This window comes from Neoalteromonas arenosi, assembly GCF_030362855.1.
Taxonomy (GTDB): Bacteria; Pseudomonadota; Gammaproteobacteria; order Enterobacterales; family Alteromonadaceae; genus Alteromonas_E; species Alteromonas_E arenosi.
Genome location: NZ_JAUCBP010000001.1, coordinates 325,548 through 344,304, shown reverse-complemented (window position 1 = coordinate 344,304; position 18,757 = coordinate 325,548). Strand labels below are relative to the sequence as shown.

22 protein-coding genes and 1 pseudogene are annotated in these 18,757 nt (G+C 46.2%); 14 read left to right on the top strand and 9 right to left on the bottom strand.

Annotated elements, in window-relative coordinates:
• Positions 1 to 116 precede the first annotated feature (116 nt).
• Complete coding sequence (locus QTP81_RS01560; protein WP_289363217.1) at positions 117 to 833, top strand: TMEM175 family protein; 717 nt, start codon at positions 117 to 119, stop codon at positions 831 to 833.
• A 37-nt stretch (positions 834 to 870) separates the two neighbouring features.
• Here the strand turns inward: QTP81_RS01560 and QTP81_RS01555 are convergent, their stop codons facing one another.
• From QTP81_RS01555 to coaBC, 6 genes are all read right to left on the bottom strand, one after another.
• The gene (locus QTP81_RS01555) at positions 871 to 1,392 is read right to left on the bottom strand and encodes a hypothetical protein (protein ID WP_289363216.1); all 522 of its coding nucleotides are present in this window, start codon (positions 1,390 to 1,392) and stop codon (positions 871 to 873) included.
• Between the two features lie 7 nt (positions 1,393 to 1,399).
• Complete coding sequence (locus tag QTP81_RS01550) at positions 1,400 to 3,169, bottom strand: DUF885 domain-containing protein (protein ID WP_434532958.1); 1,770 nt, start codon at positions 3,167 to 3,169, stop codon at positions 1,400 to 1,402.
• 18 nt (positions 3,170 to 3,187) lie between these two features.
• Positions 3,188 to 3,511 (bottom strand): DUF1820 family protein, encoded by a 324-nt coding sequence (locus tag QTP81_RS01545; RefSeq protein WP_289363215.1) that lies wholly within the window; start codon positions 3,509 to 3,511, stop codon positions 3,188 to 3,190.
• Between the two features lie 103 nt (positions 3,512 to 3,614).
• Positions 3,615 to 4,187 carry a TetR/AcrR family transcriptional regulator gene (locus QTP81_RS01540; RefSeq protein WP_289363214.1) on the bottom strand — a complete coding sequence of 191 codons (573 nt, stop codon included), beginning with the start codon at positions 4,185 to 4,187 and terminating at the stop codon, positions 3,615 to 3,617.
• Positions 4,188 to 4,279: 92 nt separating this feature from the next.
• Complete coding sequence (gene slmA / locus QTP81_RS01535; protein ID WP_289363213.1) at positions 4,280 to 4,867, bottom strand: nucleoid occlusion factor SlmA; 588 nt, start codon at positions 4,865 to 4,867, stop codon at positions 4,280 to 4,282.
• Positions 4,868 to 4,881: 14 nt separating this feature from the next.
• A complete protein-coding gene (gene coaBC, locus QTP81_RS01530) occupies positions 4,882 to 6,093 on the bottom strand; it encodes a bifunctional phosphopantothenoylcysteine decarboxylase/phosphopantothenate--cysteine ligase CoaBC (RefSeq protein WP_289363211.1) in 1,212 nt (403 codons plus the stop codon).
• 87 nt (positions 6,094 to 6,180) lie between these two features.
• Between coaBC and radC the strand changes: the two are divergent.
• From radC to mutM, 7 genes and pseudogenes are all read left to right on the top strand, one after another.
• Positions 6,181 to 6,854: pseudogene (gene radC, locus QTP81_RS01525) on the top strand (RadC family protein).
• A 76-nt stretch (positions 6,855 to 6,930) separates the two neighbouring features.
• Complete coding sequence (locus QTP81_RS01520) at positions 6,931 to 7,689, top strand: glycosyltransferase family 25 protein (protein ID WP_289363209.1); 759 nt, start codon at positions 6,931 to 6,933, stop codon at positions 7,687 to 7,689.
• A 4-nt stretch (positions 7,690 to 7,693) separates the two neighbouring features.
• Entirely contained in the window at positions 7,694 to 8,533 is an 840-nt protein-coding gene (locus QTP81_RS01515; protein ID WP_289363207.1) for a glycosyltransferase family 2 protein, read from the top strand.
• Between the two features lie 150 nt (positions 8,534 to 8,683).
• Positions 8,684 to 8,920, top strand: coding sequence for a 50S ribosomal protein L28 (rpmB, locus tag QTP81_RS01510; RefSeq protein WP_100657584.1), 237 nt, complete (start codon positions 8,684 to 8,686; stop codon positions 8,918 to 8,920).
• A gap of 12 nt (positions 8,921 to 8,932) precedes the next feature.
• Positions 8,933 to 9,088: a 50S ribosomal protein L33 gene (rpmG, locus tag QTP81_RS01505; protein ID WP_010179093.1), complete on the top strand. Its 156-nt coding sequence runs from the start codon at positions 8,933 to 8,935 to the stop codon at positions 9,086 to 9,088.
• Positions 9,089 to 9,202: 114 nt separating this feature from the next.
• A complete protein-coding gene (locus QTP81_RS01500; RefSeq protein WP_289363200.1) occupies positions 9,203 to 9,643 on the top strand; it encodes a hypothetical protein in 441 nt (146 codons plus the stop codon).
• A 16-nt stretch (positions 9,644 to 9,659) separates the two neighbouring features.
• The gene (gene mutM / locus QTP81_RS01495) at positions 9,660 to 10,472 is read left to right on the top strand and encodes a bifunctional DNA-formamidopyrimidine glycosylase/DNA-(apurinic or apyrimidinic site) lyase (protein ID WP_289363198.1); all 813 of its coding nucleotides are present in this window, start codon (positions 9,660 to 9,662) and stop codon (positions 10,470 to 10,472) included.
• A 6-nt stretch (positions 10,473 to 10,478) separates the two neighbouring features.
• On the opposite strand, the gene coaD is transcribed toward mutM, so the two are convergent.
• Positions 10,479 to 10,961, bottom strand: coding sequence for a pantetheine-phosphate adenylyltransferase (coaD, locus tag QTP81_RS01490; RefSeq protein ID WP_289363195.1), 483 nt, complete (start codon positions 10,959 to 10,961; stop codon positions 10,479 to 10,481).
• Between the two features lie 145 nt (positions 10,962 to 11,106).
• Between coaD and QTP81_RS01485 the strand changes: the two genes are divergently transcribed.
• From QTP81_RS01485 to QTP81_RS01475, 3 genes are read left to right on the top strand one after another with little or no spacing between them, the layout of a single operon-like run.
• A complete protein-coding gene (locus QTP81_RS01485) occupies positions 11,107 to 12,573 on the top strand; it encodes a capsule assembly Wzi family protein (RefSeq protein WP_289363194.1) in 1,467 nt (488 codons plus the stop codon).
• Between the two features lie 13 nt (positions 12,574 to 12,586).
• On the top strand, positions 12,587 to 13,360 hold the full coding sequence (locus tag QTP81_RS01480) for a glycosyltransferase family 2 protein (RefSeq protein WP_289363193.1): 774 nt from the start codon (positions 12,587 to 12,589) through the stop codon (positions 13,358 to 13,360).
• Positions 13,361 to 13,384: 24 nt separating this feature from the next.
• A complete protein-coding gene (locus QTP81_RS01475; RefSeq protein ID WP_289363191.1) occupies positions 13,385 to 13,780 on the top strand; it encodes an FAD synthase family protein in 396 nt (131 codons plus the stop codon).
• Here the strand turns inward: QTP81_RS01475 and QTP81_RS01470 are convergent.
• Positions 13,774 to 14,499 (bottom strand): 3-deoxy-D-manno-octulosonic acid kinase, encoded by a 726-nt coding sequence (locus QTP81_RS01470; RefSeq protein ID WP_289363379.1) that lies wholly within the window; start codon positions 14,497 to 14,499, stop codon positions 13,774 to 13,776. The two genes, QTP81_RS01475 and QTP81_RS01470, sit on opposite strands and share 7 nt — an antisense overlap.
• A 155-nt stretch (positions 14,500 to 14,654) precedes the next feature.
• Between QTP81_RS01470 and QTP81_RS01465 the strand changes: the two genes are divergently transcribed.
• Positions 14,655 to 15,680 carry a glycosyltransferase family 9 protein gene (locus QTP81_RS01465; RefSeq protein WP_289363190.1) on the top strand — a complete coding sequence of 342 codons (1,026 nt, stop codon included), beginning with the start codon at positions 14,655 to 14,657 and terminating at the stop codon, positions 15,678 to 15,680.
• Here QTP81_RS01465 and QTP81_RS01460 read toward each other — a convergent pair.
• A complete protein-coding gene (locus QTP81_RS01460; RefSeq protein WP_289363378.1) occupies positions 15,665 to 16,867 on the bottom strand; it encodes a 3-deoxy-D-manno-octulosonic acid transferase in 1,203 nt (400 codons plus the stop codon). The genes QTP81_RS01465 and QTP81_RS01460 overlap by 16 nt on opposite strands.
• 259 nt (positions 16,868 to 17,126) lie before the next feature.
• On the opposite strand from QTP81_RS01460, the gene QTP81_RS01455 reads away from it, so the two are divergent.
• Positions 17,127 to 17,564, top strand: coding sequence for a type 2 periplasmic-binding domain-containing protein (locus tag QTP81_RS01455; protein WP_289363189.1), 438 nt, complete (start codon positions 17,127 to 17,129; stop codon positions 17,562 to 17,564).
• Positions 17,561 to 18,757: a TonB-dependent receptor gene (locus tag QTP81_RS01450; protein WP_289363188.1), complete on the top strand. Its 1,197-nt coding sequence runs from the start codon at positions 17,561 to 17,563 to the stop codon at positions 18,755 to 18,757. Before QTP81_RS01455 ends, QTP81_RS01450 begins: the two co-directional genes overlap by 4 nt.

The window sequence follows — 18,757 nt, the reverse complement described above, 5'->3', positions numbered from 1 at the left end:
ACTGTACGGATATACAGTATAATTGATTGTCTTATTTGTGCAAGTATGAAACAAGCATTCAGATTTTTGTGTTGATGTGTCATGCTACAAGGCATAGCCGAACAGGGAACCACGCTATGACTCAAACTGCAAAACAACCGCCTATCCGCCTACGTGGCGAGGCTATGACGCGGATCGAAACCTTTGTTGCAGCCTCTTTTGCATTTGCCATTACCATGCTGGTAATAAGTCTTGATGAAATCCCCAACAACATCGATGACTTTGTCATCGCGGTTAAAAATATACCCAGCTTTGTCGCCAGCTGCGCCCTAATATTTTGGGTCTGGCACAGTCATGCCACTTGGTCACGCCAGTACGGTCTGGAAGATAATCGTACCATCGTGCTCAGTGGATTATTGGTGTGTATTGTGCTGGTGTACATTTATCCCCTGCGATTGATGATGCAAGGCCTGTTTATGTCTATTAGCGGTGGCTATTTTCCGTTTGAATTGCAAATCAGAGAGTATTGGGAGCTGCGCTTTGTATTCGCCTTTTATGCGATTGGTTTTATTTTGCTCAGCGTAAACTTTATGGGCTTATTTCAACATGCACTTGACTGTGCCGATGAGATTGAGTTAACGGATAGGGAAAGATTTGAAACCAAAACTTACCAGTTACATTGGGGAGTAAATGCTGCTGTTTGCTCACTGGCACTGATTTTTGCCCTGGCGCTACCTGAAAGGTTGATGCCCTACTCACCTTACGTTTACGCTACCTTATGGCCATTTAGTATGTGGCTAAATCGCCATCGCGATAACAAGTGGCAATCAATCAGCACGGCTCAAGAGGAATAGCAAAGGTTACTTCTGCAACGGTATTGCTATGAATAGATTAGCCTTCTGCAACGGCAGCGGCTTCGCTGTCTGCGGCCTTGCTGTTTAGTGAGCCCGTGCTGATCCCACGACAAGCGGCAATAAAACCATCTTGAGTATTTTGGCACCACGCTACGCGCACTTCACTGGGTTGCTTTTTAATAAATTCATTCACTTGTTCAATGGTTACTGATTGATGCATAAGCGCACGATTAACGGCTTCTTCGACAGTACTACCGTGCTCTGTACAGTTCATTAAAACAAACTCGAAGCGATTTAATATGAAATAGGCAATTTGATAATCGTCTTGACTCAGCAAGCCGCGCTTATTAAGCGATTCCAAACGCGATAAGAAAATTCGCTGTAACTCGTGCGCCATAAATGCTACTTGCTGTTGTGCTGACTTTAACCGACGCGCTTGATTCTTAGTGGCGTTGTTTGCCAATTTCACATCGCGCTGTAGTCCCTGTCCTCGCACTACAAAATAAATCAACACGATAAACATAATGGCAATAATGCCGGCAGAAACCATACTACTCACTCACTTTTTATTTGGACAGATTGCTCTGGATAAAATACTCAATATTTTGCTCCAGAATATACAACGGCACTGAGCCCTGAGCCAGCAGAGCATCGTGAAAATCACGCAAATCAAAGTTTTCGCCTAGTCGTGATTCAGCTTCAGCGCGCAGTTGTTTAATTTTTATTTCGCCAATTTTATACGACAACGCTTGTGCAGGCCATGAGATATAACGGTCAATTTCGGTTTTTACGTTATGCTCTGACAATGCGGTGTTTTCTAACATATACGCAAGTGCACGATCGCGTGACCAGCCCATGGTGTGCATGCCGGTGTCAACCACTAGTCGACACGCCCGCCACATTTCATAACTTAAACGTCCAAAATCATCATAAGGGTCAGCGTAAATACCAACTTCTACACCTAAGAACTCAGAGTACAAGCCCCAACCTTCACCAAACGCCGATATATAGGTCTGTCGACGCACTGGTGGTAACCCTTCCATCTCATTAGCTAGCGAAATTTGAAGGTGATGGCCAGGTACAGCTTCGTGTAACGTCAGTGCCGGAATCGCGTATAACGGGCGCTTGTCCAACGCGTAGGTATTCACCCAATAATAGCCAGGCTGATCATCCCGTGATGGCGAAATATAGCGGCCGGTGGTGTATTTGGGAGCGATGCTATCGGGAACTGGCGCTACACCATAGGGGGTGCGAGGCAATTTTTTAAACAGTTGCGGTAGTTTGGCATCCATTTTTTTCGAAATATAGGAGGCATAAATTAATAGTTCGTCAGCACTTTTAGCGTAAAACTGCGGGTCGGTACGCAAGAATTGAATGAATTCGTTAATGTCGCCCTCAAACTCCAACGCATCGACAATTTCCTGCATTTCCGCACGGATCCGGGCAACCTCGTTTAAACCAATCTGATGGATTTCGGCAGCAGTTAAATCTGTTGTGGTGTAGTAGCGAATACGGTTTTGATAAAAGTCTTCGCCGTTCGGCCAATTAACGGCGGCAATATCATCACGTGCATTGGGGATGTAATCTTCGACTAAAAAGTCGTAGAACGCCTGATAGGCAGGATTAATCTGCTCAGCCACTAATAGTAAGGCAGCGGTTTGCCATTTATCGATATCAGCGACGCTGAAATTGTTTTCACTTAGGTTCGCTATTGGCTGGTAAAAAAGGCTGTTATGTGGCTCTTTTGCTATTAATGGCTCAATCGATTCCTCAAAGCCGGCTAGCACCACTTTGGGCTGAGTCATACCAACCTTTAACCCTTCCTTCATCCATGCAATGTTTTGCTCAATTGTTGGGCCAACCAGTGCTAAACGCTTAAGGTAATTTTCCACATCTATCGCGTTATTCAAGCGCGCTTGTCCGGGGATTTGAGCTAAGCTGCTATGAAAACCATATTCAGAGGTGATCGGCACAAAATGCTGCTTGTAACGGTACTGATCAACATAGTTCTGAATGCGATATTGCTGCATGAGTAACGTTGTGATCTCACTTTGGTTTAATTGTGCGTGATCGATGTTATCCAGCGCTGCTAGATAAGTCTGGAACTGCTTGTTGCGCAGGGCCAGTGCATCAGCCGAAATATCAGTTAGGCGATCGTCGTAATCAGTAATCCCCTGACGACGGGCCAAGCGTGGGAAGCTTTGTAATTCGTATTGCCAAATTTCGTCAACCAATTGTGTTAATCGTTCGCTGGCATTGGTCGCCCAAGCATTCATGGGTAGTAACAGGCACAATACGGCAATTGTGCAAAAGCGATACAGCCGAAATGGTTTCATGGGCGATAGTCCTGTGGGTTATTTTTTGGGCGTATAAATGGGTGTTGGTAATGCTGTCACCTTATCTGACAACGCGGTGATCTTAGCAGTACCCTGCTTTTTAACTTCGTCAATACGCAAAACATTATGCATGGGAATATAAGTATGGGTGACATCAGAAAACTCGTCTTTGAGTTTTTCGTGGCTAGGGTCTACTACTAAACTCGTGTGCGCATCCCACACAAAGTCACCAATCTCAACAAAGCCAAATAAGCTCGCTTGGCTTAACTCACGTACATAGAGCTCATAGCGCTCGCCATTACTGACAAATTGAATACGAAAAAGCGGTTTTGACTGACTCATATAATTTCCTACATAACAACGCCGTGGATTTTAACGACTTAATAGGCGTTATGCTACGTTCAGAAGTGGATTACAAAACCAAATTGTAATGATTTTATGCCAACTAATAACGGCTAACGCTACCCAATAGGGTCTGTGTGGCAATGCGCAACTCTTGGTTGTCTTGAACTAAAATTGCATTAACAGCGAAGCCTTGCACGTAACTGGTAAGCTGTAATGCGACAGCTTCAATGGGCGTGTCTTTTGAAAGCTCGTGAGCACTCACGGCGCGCTCTAAGCTGGCAATAAAATCAATTTGTAAGCGATCGATATAGTGTCTGCCAATGTCGCGGATCTTCTCGTCGTCATGGCCCAGCTCGGTTATACAATTAACCAATAAACAGCCACGGCCTTGGACTAAATCTAAATAGCGCTCGAAGAATTTATGAATGGCTTGAATGCCTTGGTGTTGCTCGAGTGCACTAAGCACATCGTGTAATTGAGTGTTTTGATAATACTCTAGGACTCGATACAAAAACGCCTGTTTGCTACCAAACTCTAAATAAAAACCGCGCCGATTAAAGTCAGTGCGGGCAATTATTTCGTCCATCACAGCGCCGTGAAAACCGTGTTCTAAAAAGACGTCTATGGCTTGATGCATTACATCATCAAGATCGTACATGGGCGCGCGCGGCATGGTCCGCTCCTATTCGAGAACTTCTATTCTTAAGCCTAATGTGATTTCTGTTGGAGTCAAGCGAACAGGCAACCTAATCGTCGCCCGTGTATTTAAAAGAAGCGGTTACGGATAAATACCCACTGCGCTGCAAAATCTTCGGTGGGCTTGCGGGTGAATTCACTACGGATAAATAGGTTGATGCGACCATCCGCATAGCACACTAGTAAGTTAGCAATGATCCCTTCGTCGGCTGGTAACTCTTTGCCTTCACGCAACTTTCTTTCGCGTAATACTTGTTTAAATTGGGTCTCTAGACGCTCGTACAACTTGGCGATGCGCGCCCGCAAGCGCTCTTGTTCGCCGAGCAATGCATCACCGTTTAAAATACGTGTGATACCCGGATTCTTCTCTGCGAAACCCAACAACAAATGCAAAATCATCTGGCAACGCGCAGTGGCGTCTTTTTCTTCAGCCACAATCTTGTTAATACGCGAAAACAAAGTTTCTTCGATAAACTCAATCAAACCTTCGAACATTCTTGCTTTGCTAGGAAAGTGGCGGTACAACGCAGCTTCAGACACTCCTACCTGCTCTGCGAGTTTCGCGGTTGTGATCCGTTGGCCGGGGTTGGTTTCCAACATTCCTGCTAAGCATTGAAGAATTTGCGCGCGTCGATTGGGTTTTTTGGTCGCTGGCATTACCTGGTTCCGTGCTATTTTTGTTTTTCTTCGAATCGTTTGGCTAGTAACGTAACTAACTGCTCAGCAAGCTTGTCTTTGCTGGCGATTGGCAACGCTTCTTGACCGTCTTGCCAGAGTACTAACAAAGCATTCTGGTCACTGTTAAATCCTATATCGGCATTTGATACGTCATTTGCAGCGATCATGTCCAATTTTTTGTTGGCCATTTTTTGGCGTGCATAATGCTCAATATCTTGCGTCTCCGCAGCAAAACCCAGGGTAAAAGGGGCTTCCGCTAATGTCGCTACGTCTTTAAGAATATCAGGGTTTTTAACAAAAGTAAGTGTTAACTCATCCGAATTCTTTTTGATCTTTTGCTCGGCCACTTGGGCACAGCGATAATCTGCAACCGCAGCAGTCGCGATAAAAATATCGCAGGTCGGCATCTCAGCCATGACGCACTGATGCATCTGCGCTGCGCTTTCAACTTTGTGCACAGATATCCCCTGAGGGACTGGCAATACTGTTGGTCCGCTTATAAGCGTGACTTTTGCTCCCGCTTTGGCGGCGGCTGCGGCAATGGCATAACCCATTTTGCCACTGCTGTGATTGGTCAGATAACGCACTGGATCCAGTGCTTCACGGGTTGGGCCGGCGGTAATGACAATATGTTTATCGGCTAACGCAGGTAATGTTGGTGGTACGATTAATTGCGCAAGTGCATCAGCGATTGCTTCCGGCTCTGTCATGCGACCAGCGCCTACATCACCACAGGCTTGCTCGCCACTGTCGGGGCCAATAAACACGGTATTGCGCTTGGTTAAAATCGCTAAATTGTTAGTTGTCGCTGGGGCCGCCCACATCTGCTGATTCATCGCTGGGGCAATCACAATTTGAGCCGTTGTGGCTAAATACAATGTCGACAACAGGTCGTCGGCTAATCCATGGGCAAGTTTGGCTAAGCAATTTGCCGTTGCAGGTGCAATTAATAAGGTATCGGCCCATTTGGCAAGCTCGATATGACCCATTGCTGCTTCTGCGGCCGGGTCCAAGAGATCGTGATGAACGGGATTACCGGATACTGCCTGGAGCGCTAGCGGGCTCACAAATTCCATTGCTGAGCTGGTCAAAACAACACGTACATTAGCGCCTTTAGCTGTTAGCTTACGGACTAGATCAGGCGCTTTATAGGCTGCAATTCCGCCGGTTACTCCCAGTAGAATATTGTGATTATTCAATTGCATGAAATGTGTACTGACCTTTTAGGCGATGCCTTACAACACCGTTTAGGGTTAAGGTTATGCAATAAATAGTAACAAGGGATGTTACAGATGAAAATCACTGATTGGCCAATTGCTGAACGACCACGTGAAAAAATCGTCAGTCACGGGGGGGCCTCTTTAACAGATGCTGAAGTATTGGCAGTGCTAATAGGTTCAGGTTTACCCGGATATTCGGCGCTTGAAATTGCCCGTCTCGCGATTGCCAAGCACAAAGGATTGGCTAACTTATTATTGGCTGATTTAGTTGAATTTAGCCAGTCAGTGGGATTGGAGAGGCTAAGTATGCAGTATTGCAAGCGGCTCTAGAACTTGCGACTCGATTTCTCAAGACACAGCTTAAGCTGTGCAATGTGTTTGGCCGTGTCGACGATGTTGAAAAATACTTGGCGTTACAGATGCGTGGTTATCAGCAAGAGGTATTTGCGCTTATTATGCTCAGTAGTCAGCACCATCTAATTGCGTTTCGGCCGATGTTCTTTGGTACCATTAATGCAGCTGCAGTTTATCCTCGCGAGATTGTCCGCCAAGTAATTAACGACAACGCTGCTGCGGTTATATTGGTGCACAACCATCCTTCTGGTGTAGCGGAACCTAGCCAAGCAGATATCCGAATTACCGAGCGCATTACTGAGGCACTACAATTAATTGATGTAGAAGTGCTGGATCACTTTGTTGTCGCTCACACAAATACGGTATCATTTGCCCAACGCGGCCTAATATGACGATTGGGTAAGTTGGTTTCGCGGTAGGAATTTAGAGCAATAGCTAAACAATCATGGGAAATGGAAGCAACAATACATGAGTAATCACACGTGTTTGGTGATTAACTTAGCGCGTTCACCAGAGCGAATGGCGCTGATGAATCAGCAGTTGGAGGCACTGGCCATTCCATTTGAGCGCATTGACGCCGTAGACGGTCAACAGCTGTCCGAAGTACAAGTTGGTGAAGTTTATGACGGTGAGCATCTTGACGCCTATTATAAAAAGTTGACCCGAGGCGAGATAGCTTGCTATCTGAGTCATCGAAAGGCTTGGCAGTATATCGTTGAAAATCAGTTAGATTTTGCTGTTATTGTCGAAGATGATGTTGAGCTTAAAGCGAACTTCCCCGAGGTTATTCAGGCAGTTAGTCAATTCCCGGCGGATTGGGATTATGTGAAACTAGCAGAACACAAGCGCAAGCGACGGGTCGTATACGCAGAAAAAATGCCGAGATATGAGCGGGTCATTTACAACAAATTGCCCGCTCGCACATGCGCTCAAGCTGTGAGTTTGCAAGGGGCGAAAAAACTGTTGGCGAATACCCAATGTTTTCACCGTCCTATTGATGTTGATTTACAATACTGGTGGGAAAAACAACTCGATGTGTTCGGCTTAGTACCCTATGCTGCAGTGCCCCGTAGCGACCAAGTGAGTGTTATTGATGCACAGTCATCACGTAATCGCGCGCAACGCAGTCAATGGCAAAAGCTGCGCAATATGTGGCATTTTTTCTGGCAAAACCGCTATCATACAAAGCATAAAATCGCCGCTCTAATCGCGGCTAATAAGAGGTAATTTCATGCAGTTGTCTGTGATTTTCTCAACCTACAACTCACCGGAATGGATGCTGAAAACACTGTGGAGCTTGCATTATCAAACGTTTCAGGATTTTGAAATCGTTATTGCTGATGACGGCTCGGGACCAGACACAAAGGCTGCAATTGAGCAATTTGAAGCGGCGAGTGGTCGTACGATTAAACATGTTTGGCAACCCGACGACGGCTTTCAAAAAACCCGTATATTAAATAAAGCACTAATCGCTAGTGAGGGAGAATACATATTATTCACCGATGGTGATTGTGTGCTGCGCAAAGACTTTCTTGCCGTGCACATGGAGCGACGAGAGCCTGGTTATTTCCTATCTGGAGGCTATTTCAAATTGCCGATGGAAACCAGCAAAGCGGTCAATCGCGAAAACATTGAATCAGGACAAGCATTTGAACTCGACTGGTTAGTTGAGCACGGTTTGGAAAAAACGCATAAAACCATGAAGCTCACCGCCTCAGGAATGAAAGAGAAACTGCTAAACGCATTGACACCGACCAAGGCAACGTGGAATGGGCACAATGTTTCAGGTTGGCGTTCGGATATTTTCGCGGCCAATGGTTTTGACGAGCGAATGCAATATGGCGGTGAAGATCGCGAGCTTGGTGAACGCTTGTTCAATCGTGGGATTAAGTCCAAACAAATCCGCTATTCAGCAATTTGTTTGCACCTTGATCACGCGCGCGGGTATGTCACTCAAGAAATGCGTGATAAAAACGCAACAATTCGCGCAACCACTAAACGCAAGAAATTGACTGAGACCGCCTATGGGATCAAACAGGCGATCGAGCGATCTGCAACAGATCTTCAATAAATTAGGTTGATCATGGCCTTAGTTTGCTGTATAACATGCGCCCTCTTAATTGATGGTTAGTTACTCCTGCTTGTAACGTGCTCGAGAAGAGCAGCAAAGTTAGAAGCAACCAAGAGTAGCAACATAGTAAACGTTGTTCTGGAGACAAAAATGTCAAAAGTATGTCAAGTGACTGGAAAGCGTCCTGCGGTTGGTAACAATCGTTCGCACGCGCGCAACGCGACTCGTCGTCGCTTTTTGCCAAATCTTCAAACCCACCGTTTTTGGGTTGAAAGTGAAAACCGTTTCGTTAAATTACGCCTAACGCCAAAAGGCATGCGTATTATTGATAAGAAAGGCATCGATACTGTATTAGCAGATATCCGTGCTCGTGGCGAAAAAGTTTAAGGAGCCTAAACCATGCGTGATAAAATCAAATTAGTATCAACTGCTGGCACTGGTTTCTACTACACCACAGACAAAAACAAGCGTAACATGCCGGGCAAAATGGAAATCAAAAAATTTGATCCAAAAATCCGTCAACACGTGATGTTTAAGGAAGCCAAAATTAAGTAATTCGTTACTTTTTGTCTCCTTTTGAAAACCCGGCCGTCGCCGGGTTTTTTGCGTTTGATTACCGCGGTCGATTCGTTATGCTTGGCAGGGTATTTTGCAACCGAGTTTTCCCCAGTGAAATTATCTGCACGTGCATTTAACAACATCCTTATTTTCGCCATGCTTGCGATGATCATGCTGTTTAATATTGATACGTGGTTGCCACGCCCAGAAGCGGATTCGCGATTGCGTCTTATCGAAGAAAACGATTTGGTATTGAAGGTGCAACTCGAGGATGCGCGATTGGAACGCATTGGAACGGATTGGCGAGTGATTAATCCAGCCATTCAAGGCGTGGATGCGCAAGAAGTGATCCAAGCGTGGCATTCGGCGCGTTTAACGCTAGCGCAATTACCTACTGACCCGTTAACGCAATATTCAGCCCAAGTGTGGCTAGCGGGCAATCCAGATGCCGTGCAGCTTACGTTTTGGCAAACGCCCAATGTCGGCTATGTAGAAATTGGCGCTAACACCTATCGATTAGAAGATATCGTATTGAAACAATTATTATTTTAGTTCCACGAGAGTCATTATGCCCGAATTACCGGAAGTCGAAGTTAGCCGTTTGGGTGTCGCACCACATTTAGAATCACAATCGATTACCGCTGTCGTTGTGCGCGACAAGCGCTTGCGTTGGCCGGTACCTGATGATGTGCAACGAGCGGTTGGTCATCAGATCCAGTCGGTCACCCGACGTGCGAAGTATCTTTTTCTAAATACCGACGTCGGTAGTATTGTTTTGCATTTAGGGATGTCAGGTCGCTTACGCGTTGTTGACCAGGATCTACCTACGGTCAAACACGATCATATTGATGTGGTACTCGCCAGTGGCAAGTGTTTGCGTTTGAACGATCCGCGCCGTTTTGGCGCGTGTTTATGGCAAGCCCCTGATGAACCTCCGCTAGCATTGTTAGCGAATCTTGGCCCTGAGCCACTGACTGACGCCTTTGATGATGAGCGTTTGTACAAATTATCACGAGGTAAGAATGTGGCCGTTAAGACCTTTATAATGACTAATCAAGTGGTTGTTGGAGTTGGCAATATCTACGCCAACGAAGCATTGTTTTTAAGTGGTATCGATCCGCGTCGCGCTGCGGGTAAAATCAGTAAAAAGCGCTATGAAGTGCTGACAGGTCATATTCGCAGTGTCCTCGCTGCTGCAATCGCTCAGGGAGGCACTACGCTAAAGGACTTCACTCAGGCCGATGGTAACCCCGGCTACTTCAAACAACATTTACGCGTGTATGGCCGGGCGGGTGATGACTGTGAAGCGTGTGGCACGACAATAAAAAGCGTTACCATCGGGCAACGCAATACGTTTTATTGTCCGAGCTGTCAGCGCTAAGGAGATTTATTTGTGCAGGCGGTCCTTTAGTGCCTGTTGCACAACGGGATGACAAAACTCGCTGACATTGCCCCGGTGCAATGCCACCTCTTTAACCAAGGTAGAAGAAATGAATGAGTTTTCCTCGGCAGGAGTTAAAAAGACACTCTCAAGCTTTGGATTGAGACGACGATTCATATTGGCAAGTTGAAACTCGTACTCAAAGTCTGATACCGCACGCAGACCTCGGATCAACACCGTGGCGTTTTGTGTATCAGCGAAATCGGCTAACAGCCCTGTAAAACCAATAACTTCTACGTTATCTAAATGCGCTGTGATTTGTTTGATCATGTCGACGCGCTCTTCGAGCGTGAATAGCGGCTTTTTACTGGGATTGGACGCAATCCCAACTAACACACTCGCAAACATTTGCGCTGCGCGTTCAATCAAATCCGCATGACCGTTTGTGATGGGATCGAAGGTTCCAGGGTAAATCGCTCGAGTATGCATATATTGTCGTTTGTTCCATTAAAAACAGCCAAAACATAACATTGAATCGAAATTTGATGCAATTTATTCGCTGAATTGCCTATATATCAATGCCAAGTTCAGCTAGTATCTGCGCCAATTGGATTGGTAATACAAAGGTTAGCAATTGCGTAAAATATTGATTGGAAGCATCCTGACCGTTGCGAGCTTGCAAGCGGCGGCGACGCCATGGATTGGGACGCTAGATCCTCAGCTGCACAATGATCTGGTTACGCTCACAGAATACCGCGCGCTGGACTCGGTGGTTAACACCTACCCTGTGCCGTGGAAAGGCATTGCTAATCAATTAAAACAACTCGATGAGAGCCAATATCCAGAACATGTGCGCCTTGCCGTGCTGCGCCTGCGTCACTATTTACGTCAAGAACAATTACAAAGTGTGGATAGCTATTTAGAGCTATATGGTGCCAGTGATCCTTCGCGATTCACCGCGTTTAACGGCGAGCAGCGGCCGTCTGCGCTTTTAACCAATACGACTGAGGTTACCAGTGGTCGTTGGTCAGCACAGTTGTCTGTTAATTTGGAACCTGGTGGCGAGCGCAACCTTGATCAGAGCTATGTTGCTGTGCAAGTTGCCGATTGGACACTTGCCGTAAGCGCCATGGATCAGTGGTGGGGGCCTGCGCATGCGACCAGCTTGATATTGACCGATAATGCTCGTCCGGTGCCTTCAGTGGGCATTTCCCGAGCGACGACTGAAGCGTCAAAGTCAAAATGGTTGAGTTGGTTGGGTTCATGGTATTTTACCGCGCAACTGGGTCAGCTTGAAAGCGAACGAGCCATTCCAGACACGAGGCTTTGGCGTACGCGTTTAACTTTTAGCCCAGTGAAGGGATTGGAGCTTGGCGCTGCATGGTCAGCAATGTGGGGTGGGGAAGGTCAGCCAAACGGGTTTAGTGATTTTATCGATGTCATTACGTTTCAAAATATTTGCGCAGACGGCTCGTCTAGTTGTGATTCAGCCCTTTTTACCAAACAAGGTAACCACATTGCCGGTTTTGATTTGAAGTACAGCTTTATGCTGGCTGATACGCCTATGTCGCTTTATGCCCAGCGCGTGGGCGAAGATGCAATCGATACCTACCGCGTAACCGACAACGCATACTTATACGGTTTTTCAACTTATTGGCAGGGTGCTAAGTTGTATTTAGAAACCAGCGACACTAACGTAGCATGCGGCAACGACGGCAGTGACCGAAAAAATTGTTACTACGAGTCGAGCATCTATCCAGATGGTTACCGTTACTATGACCGAGCCATCGGCAGCACCTTTGACAGCGATGCTAAACATATTACGTTTGGTGGTTACTATCACCCTACCAGCCGAGATTTAATTGGCTGGCAGCTCAGTAAAATTGAGCTTAACCCCGATGGTGAAGCACCGTCACCGCTATTGACGGATAGCGTAGAAGAAGAATTATGGTATGTTAGTGGTTACTACCAGACCGCATGGCGCGACTGGCAAATCAAGATAGGTGGCAATATTGCGCAGCGCGAATTCAATCTCGATCAGCGCGACAATGAGACAGATTACAACCTATATCTGCATTTGCGATACGCCATAACTGAGTAACGGTAAACGGCCTATGGCACCAGAAAACCCTAAACTGCCGGTGAGCGTTTTTATTGTTGCGCAAGATGAATCTCAGCATTTACCACGTTTAATGGCGAGTTTATCTGCGTTTGCTGAAATTATTGTGGTCGATTCGGGCAGTTCCGATGATACGCCGAAAATAGCCACAGACTTTGGGGCAACTGTTATTCACCAGCCATGGCTGGGTTACGCAGGTCAAAAGCAGTTCGCACTTGAACAGTGCTCGCAAGAATGGGTATTGAATTTAGATGCTGATGAAGTAGTTACCGAGCCGATGTTAACTGCCATCAAGCAAGCGATAGCTGCCAACGACTGCGATGCTGTGCGCTTTAATCGCAATGATTTGTTTATTGGCAAAATGCCACCGGCGACGATCAAAAAGCCCAATAACGTGCGTTTTTACCGTCGCTCTAAAGCCGCTTTTGATGTGAACCAAAAAGTACATGAAACAGCTAAGTGCGATGGCACAACCTTATGTGTCGAAGCGGCATTTGATCACTATGGCTATGACCAAATATCGGTGCTGATGGATAAGCTCAATACTTATTCTTCGCTCAAAGCTGAGCAGAAATACGCGAAAGGCAAAAGCGCCTCGCTATTCAAGTTAATCCTAATCGGTCCGATAGAATTTGTGCGTAAGTTATTTCTACAACGCATGATTTTCTTTGGGCGTCGCGGTCTGATTCTCGCGGCACTTAATGCTCATTATGCTTTTTTGAAAGAAGCCAAATTGTTAGAGCTGCATCTGCGCAAGCATAAAGATTAACCTGCTAGAGGAGCTAGCCACTCAATGACTCGTGTAATTACCTTCGGTACATTCGATGTCTGTCATATTGGCCATATTCGGATCCTCAAACAGGCACGGGCACTAGGCGATCACTTAATTGTTGGCGTTTCATCTGATGAGCTCAATTTGGCGAAAAAAGGTCGACTACCTATCTATAATCTCAATAATCGCATCGAAATTATTGCCTCAATGCGGTTTGTCGATGAAGTCTTTGTTGAGCACTCGCTTGAACAAAAAGCTCAGTATATCAAAGACGCTAATGCCGATATTCTAGTTATGGGTGATGATTGGGCCGGTAAGTTTGACCACTTTAGTGATATATGTGAAGTGCGCTATTTGCCACGCACACCGTCGGTTTCCACCACTGAAATTATTGAGATCATCAAAGATACTCAGTGATTATAACCCTCAAGTAGCAGCGGCCAGTTCTCTTCACTAAAGTGATAAGTCGCACAGCGGGCTAACTCTTTATTCAGCGAACGTTTCAAACGCGCGAGATTCTGGGCTTTCCATTCATCACCTGAGCGTATTGCACATTTGTCAAAATCAATAAGCCACGCTTGGCCTTCAGCATCTAACATTACATTGTGAATATTCAGGTCGTGGTGGTACACCTGACGTTGATGAAAACGCTTTATGGTCGCCCCAATGTGACGCCATTCGAACTCCGACAGCGGCCTTTCAATTAATACGTTGTGGGTATCGAGCGCATCTGGAATTCGTACAGTGAGTAGATCACCCCGCCACACGAAACCGCTCCGATGTACCCGTCCTGCTATCGGTTGCGGGCAAGGTAATCGCCACTGATGCATCTGTTCGAGTAACGCCAATTCTCGGTATGGCCGTGTTTGTTTAAGCCCTCGAAACCAAAATTGGTCGTCTAAAATTTTACCGATCAAACCGCCGCGTTTGTAGTGTCGCAAGACGAGTTCGACATGCTCGCCATATCGCAGGAAGTGCGTTGTGCCGCGTCCTTGAGCAGAGCCTGATAACGTTAAGTTGGTCATAGTGGGATCTGCCCTAAACCATTGTGTGGTAATGGTGGGCAAATCAAGCTCAGCGCATTGGGCACTAGCAATAAACAGGTCACTGTTTGTGTCTCGGCGGTGTTCTAACATACGCAAAAAAAGCGGAAAGCCTGATAAAACTTGAGAATTAACGCTAATTGTAATCAAATTAGCGCCATTCGTGTGAACTAAAGTCAGATACTTTGCTGTCATTTCTCAAACAACAAGCACCAATCACGCTCAAATCAGACGCTCGTTTGTGCGTTATGCGTCTTTCTGCAATTGGGGATGTGTGTCACGCTGTGGCTATGGTGCAGGCTATTCAGGCTGCGCGGCCAGATATTCAAATCACCTGGGTGATCGGCAAAATCGAGTATCAACTACTCAAAGATTTGCCTGACATCGAATTTGTTGTGTTTGATAAGAAACAAGGTAAACAGGCTCGCGTTGATTTAAAACAGCGTTTTGCTGACACAGTTTTCGATGCGCTATTTATGATGCAAGTTGCCTTCCGAGCCAATTGGGCATCAACGGTTATCAACGCTAAAGTCAAAATAGGCTTTGATAAAAAGCGCAGCAAAGAATTGCACGGGCTGTTCACAAATTGCCAAATTGCAGAGCAGCAGCACGCTCATGTGCTCGAAGGCTTTATGGGGTTTGCCAATGCGATAGGCGTTGCTACGCCGGCACAACCGAAATGGCAGATGCCGATGAGCGAGGCTGATCTTACTGCTGCCGAGCAGCTCCATGACGGGAGCGGTTCATACGCGGTGATTTGCCCTGCGGCGTCTAAAGCCGAGCGGTGTTGGCAAACGTCGCGTTATGCTCAAGTAGCCGATCATCTTCATGAGCGTGGGTTGAAGGTATATGTCTGCGGCGCACCTTCGCCTTTGGACACCCGACTCGCTGACGAAATCGTAGCTCAGGCAAAGCACCCGGTGCATAACTTGGTCGGTAAAACGTCATTAAAACAACTTTTGGCATTCATTCAGCGAGCTGAGCTAGTGATTGCCCCAGATACTGGGCCCGCGCATATGGCGACTACTGTGGGTACCCCAGTCATTGGTCTATATGCTCACAGTAATCCACGGCGCACCGGCCCTTATAACAATCTCGATAATGTTGTCTCGGTGTACGATATTGTTATAGAGCAACAAACCGGTAAAAAATGGCAAGCGTTGAGTTGGGGTAAACGCGCTAAGGGTGATGACTTGATGGCCCTAATTGAAGTCAAAATGGTGGTGCAACAAATTGAGCAACTATTGGGCGATGCTCATCAATTTGCAATGTAGCGCTCAATTAGTTTCAGGTTGTTGGTAAGCGCACCGCGGTTTTGCTCAATAACTTGTAAACCTTTTGCGCCGTCTTTCTCGCGCAAATTCTTATCCTCTAACCATACATCGATGAAATTAATAAGCATTGATTCATCATCAGCCGTTTTTAGTGCACCAGCAGCGGCTAATTTTGTGGTTATTTGAGGGTTATTAAACTGGCTGGGGCCCATAACGATTGGCACTTGATACAAGGCAGGCTCAAGAGCGTTGTGTCCGCCACGTTCAGCAAAGCTACCACCGACGAACGCAACATCTGCAATTGCAAACAACGCTTGCATAAGTCCCATGGCATCAATCAAAATTATTTGAGTTTGCGCGCTAAGCTCGGTCATTTCAGACAAGCGTTGAAATGGGACTCCACTCCTAGTGAGCTTGTCATTAACCTCATCAAATCGCTGCGGATGACGCGGTACAATGCAAGTAATTAGCTGCCGGTGCTTTTGGCGCAAACGTTGATGCGCACTAATGATCATTTGTTCTTCTGGATCGTGGGTACTACCAGCGATTACGATCTTTGCAGACCGTTGCCGACAATGCAGAGCTAAGTTCTGTATTTTTTCGTTGCTCGTGTGATTAGCGACAATATCGAACTTTATATTACCGCTGTTCTGCAGCTGTTGTTCAGTTGCTCCGAGCATTTTATACGCCTCCCAATCATCTTGCCCCTGAGCGCTGATCACATCGATTAAGCCAATTGTTTGTTTAAACAGGTGACCCAGCTTTACATAACGACGTGCAGAACGCTGCGTCATGCGGGCATTAACTACAATACTAGGAATACTGCGCTTAGCGCATTGGTGTAACAAGCTAGGCCAAATCTCAACTTCGGTAATGAGTAACAAATGAGGTTTTATCCGTTTGAGCAGTTTCGCCATTAGCCACGTGTGGTCATAAGGCAAATAACAGTGCTGGATTAAACCATTCAGGCTCGCTTGGGCTTGCGCTGCACCGGTGGGGGTAGTCGTGGTCAAGGTGATTGTCAGTGTTGGATGCTGTTGTTTAAGTTGTTTAATTAGAGGCGTAACGGCCGCGACTTCGCCAACAGAGACGCAGTGCCAAAGCAGGTCGGTTGTCTGCAAACTGTTCCGAAACACTCCAAATCTTGCAAGGCGCGCGCGGTCATAACCAGCAACCTTGAGCACCATTTTGGACAGGTTAATCAATATCAGTAGGGGCAGTAAAAGTGTCCAAAGTAGGTTATAGACGATAAGGAAGCCCAGAAAACGTTTCGATGTTTTATGCAAGTGTTCTATTACTTTTAGCTAATAAGTGCATTGGCATATTGTGGAGACAATCATAGGGTTTTGGCAAGTTAAACTCTGTTTTGCATTAGACAGCGCAATTCCCTCAGGATGCACTACACTGAAACAGTGGAAGGTTAAAAATTCTAAACATGGATCTAACGTGCTTTTGCGATTGACTTGGTTGGTGTATGCAATTTGGCTTATGTTGTCCTTTTCAGTGCATGCACAAAGCGCTGAAATGCGTGTTATCGCGCACCCAGACGTCACCCAGAACTCCGTATCTCAGCGTCAATTACGACGTATTTTTTCTCTCAAACAACGCACGTGGGAAGATGGTTCCGCAATAAGTCTAATTGTTTTATCAAGTGATAATGAGCAGCACATCGCGTTTCTGCGTCAGCAATTACAAATGTTTCCTTATCAACTCGAGCGCGAGTGGAATAAATTAGTTTATTCCGGTCAAGCTTCACCGCCGGTTGTGGCAGTTAACAATGCTGAAATGCGATCTTTGGTCGCAAGTACACCAGGCGCTATTGGTTATCTACTGACAGAAACAACACCAACAAATGTAAAAATCATTGAGGTAGAAAGCCCATGAGAAATCAACTTCAATGCCCGCAATGGCTGTATCATGGGATGGTGGTATTTATACTGTTCCATGCCGCGAGTAGTTTCGCTGATGAATTACAGTGGAACGGTTTTATTGCGCAAGGGGTGCAACGTGCTGAGGGTTCGAACTTTATCAATGATGATGGTGATTTATCATTTGCCTTAACCGAAGTCGGCATTAACGGGCGTATAGGTATTACCGATCACATAAGCGCCAATGGGCAGGTTGTGTATCTCAATGCTGGCGATCGTTTTCCCCAAGGCGTTCGCGTCGATTACCTGTTTATCGATTGGCACGCGGTTAGAGGCGTTCAGTTCAATTTAAATGTCCATTTGGGCCGTTATAAAAATTATCATTGGCTTTACTCATCGACCCGTGATGTGCCTCACACCAGGCCCAGCAACGTGTTACCACAGTCAATTTATTTTGACAGTTTCCGCGATGTCGCGTTGGGCAGTGATGGCATCGCACTGCGAGCCAATACGCTATCTGACACAGGTGAGTGGGAAATCAACTGGAGTTACGGTCGCTCCTCAATCGGTAGTGAGTCAACGCGTCAATTACTCGGCCATATGGCCAGCGGCGATATTGAGCAGGATTTTGTTCATCAAGCTAGCGTGTATTGGTCGTCATCAAGTAATACACTCACGTTGGGTGCCAACTGGCTTGATTCGGATTTTAGCTACGAGTCAGACGCGCAAGACCCCTTTGTCGATGGCTTTGCTAATGTTGAACGTATATCTCTCGCGGCTCAATACCAGAGCCAGTATTGGGAATTCACGTCAGAGATAATGCGCGAAAGTTCGCTTTACCAAAACGCTATTTCTAACGGCTTTTTTAGTGACTCAACCGCGGAAGGTGGGTATGTACAAATTTTGTTTATGCCCCAGCGGCGACTTTCGTTACTTTCGCGCATCGATCTTTATGATTTGAATCGAGAAGATCGCAACGGCAATCAATTAAATCAGCTTTCAGGCGGGCAAACCCCAAACTATTTCGGTTATATGGATACTGCAACTATCGGTCTAAAGTATGCCATTTGGGACAATGTAAACCTTCAATTGGAATACAACCGCGTCCGTGGCGCCGGCCGCTTAACGCCCTTATTGGTGAGAGATATTCATGCTGTAGACGAAGAGTATTGGGATTTGTGGTCAGTGCAAATGATGTATTGGTTTTGA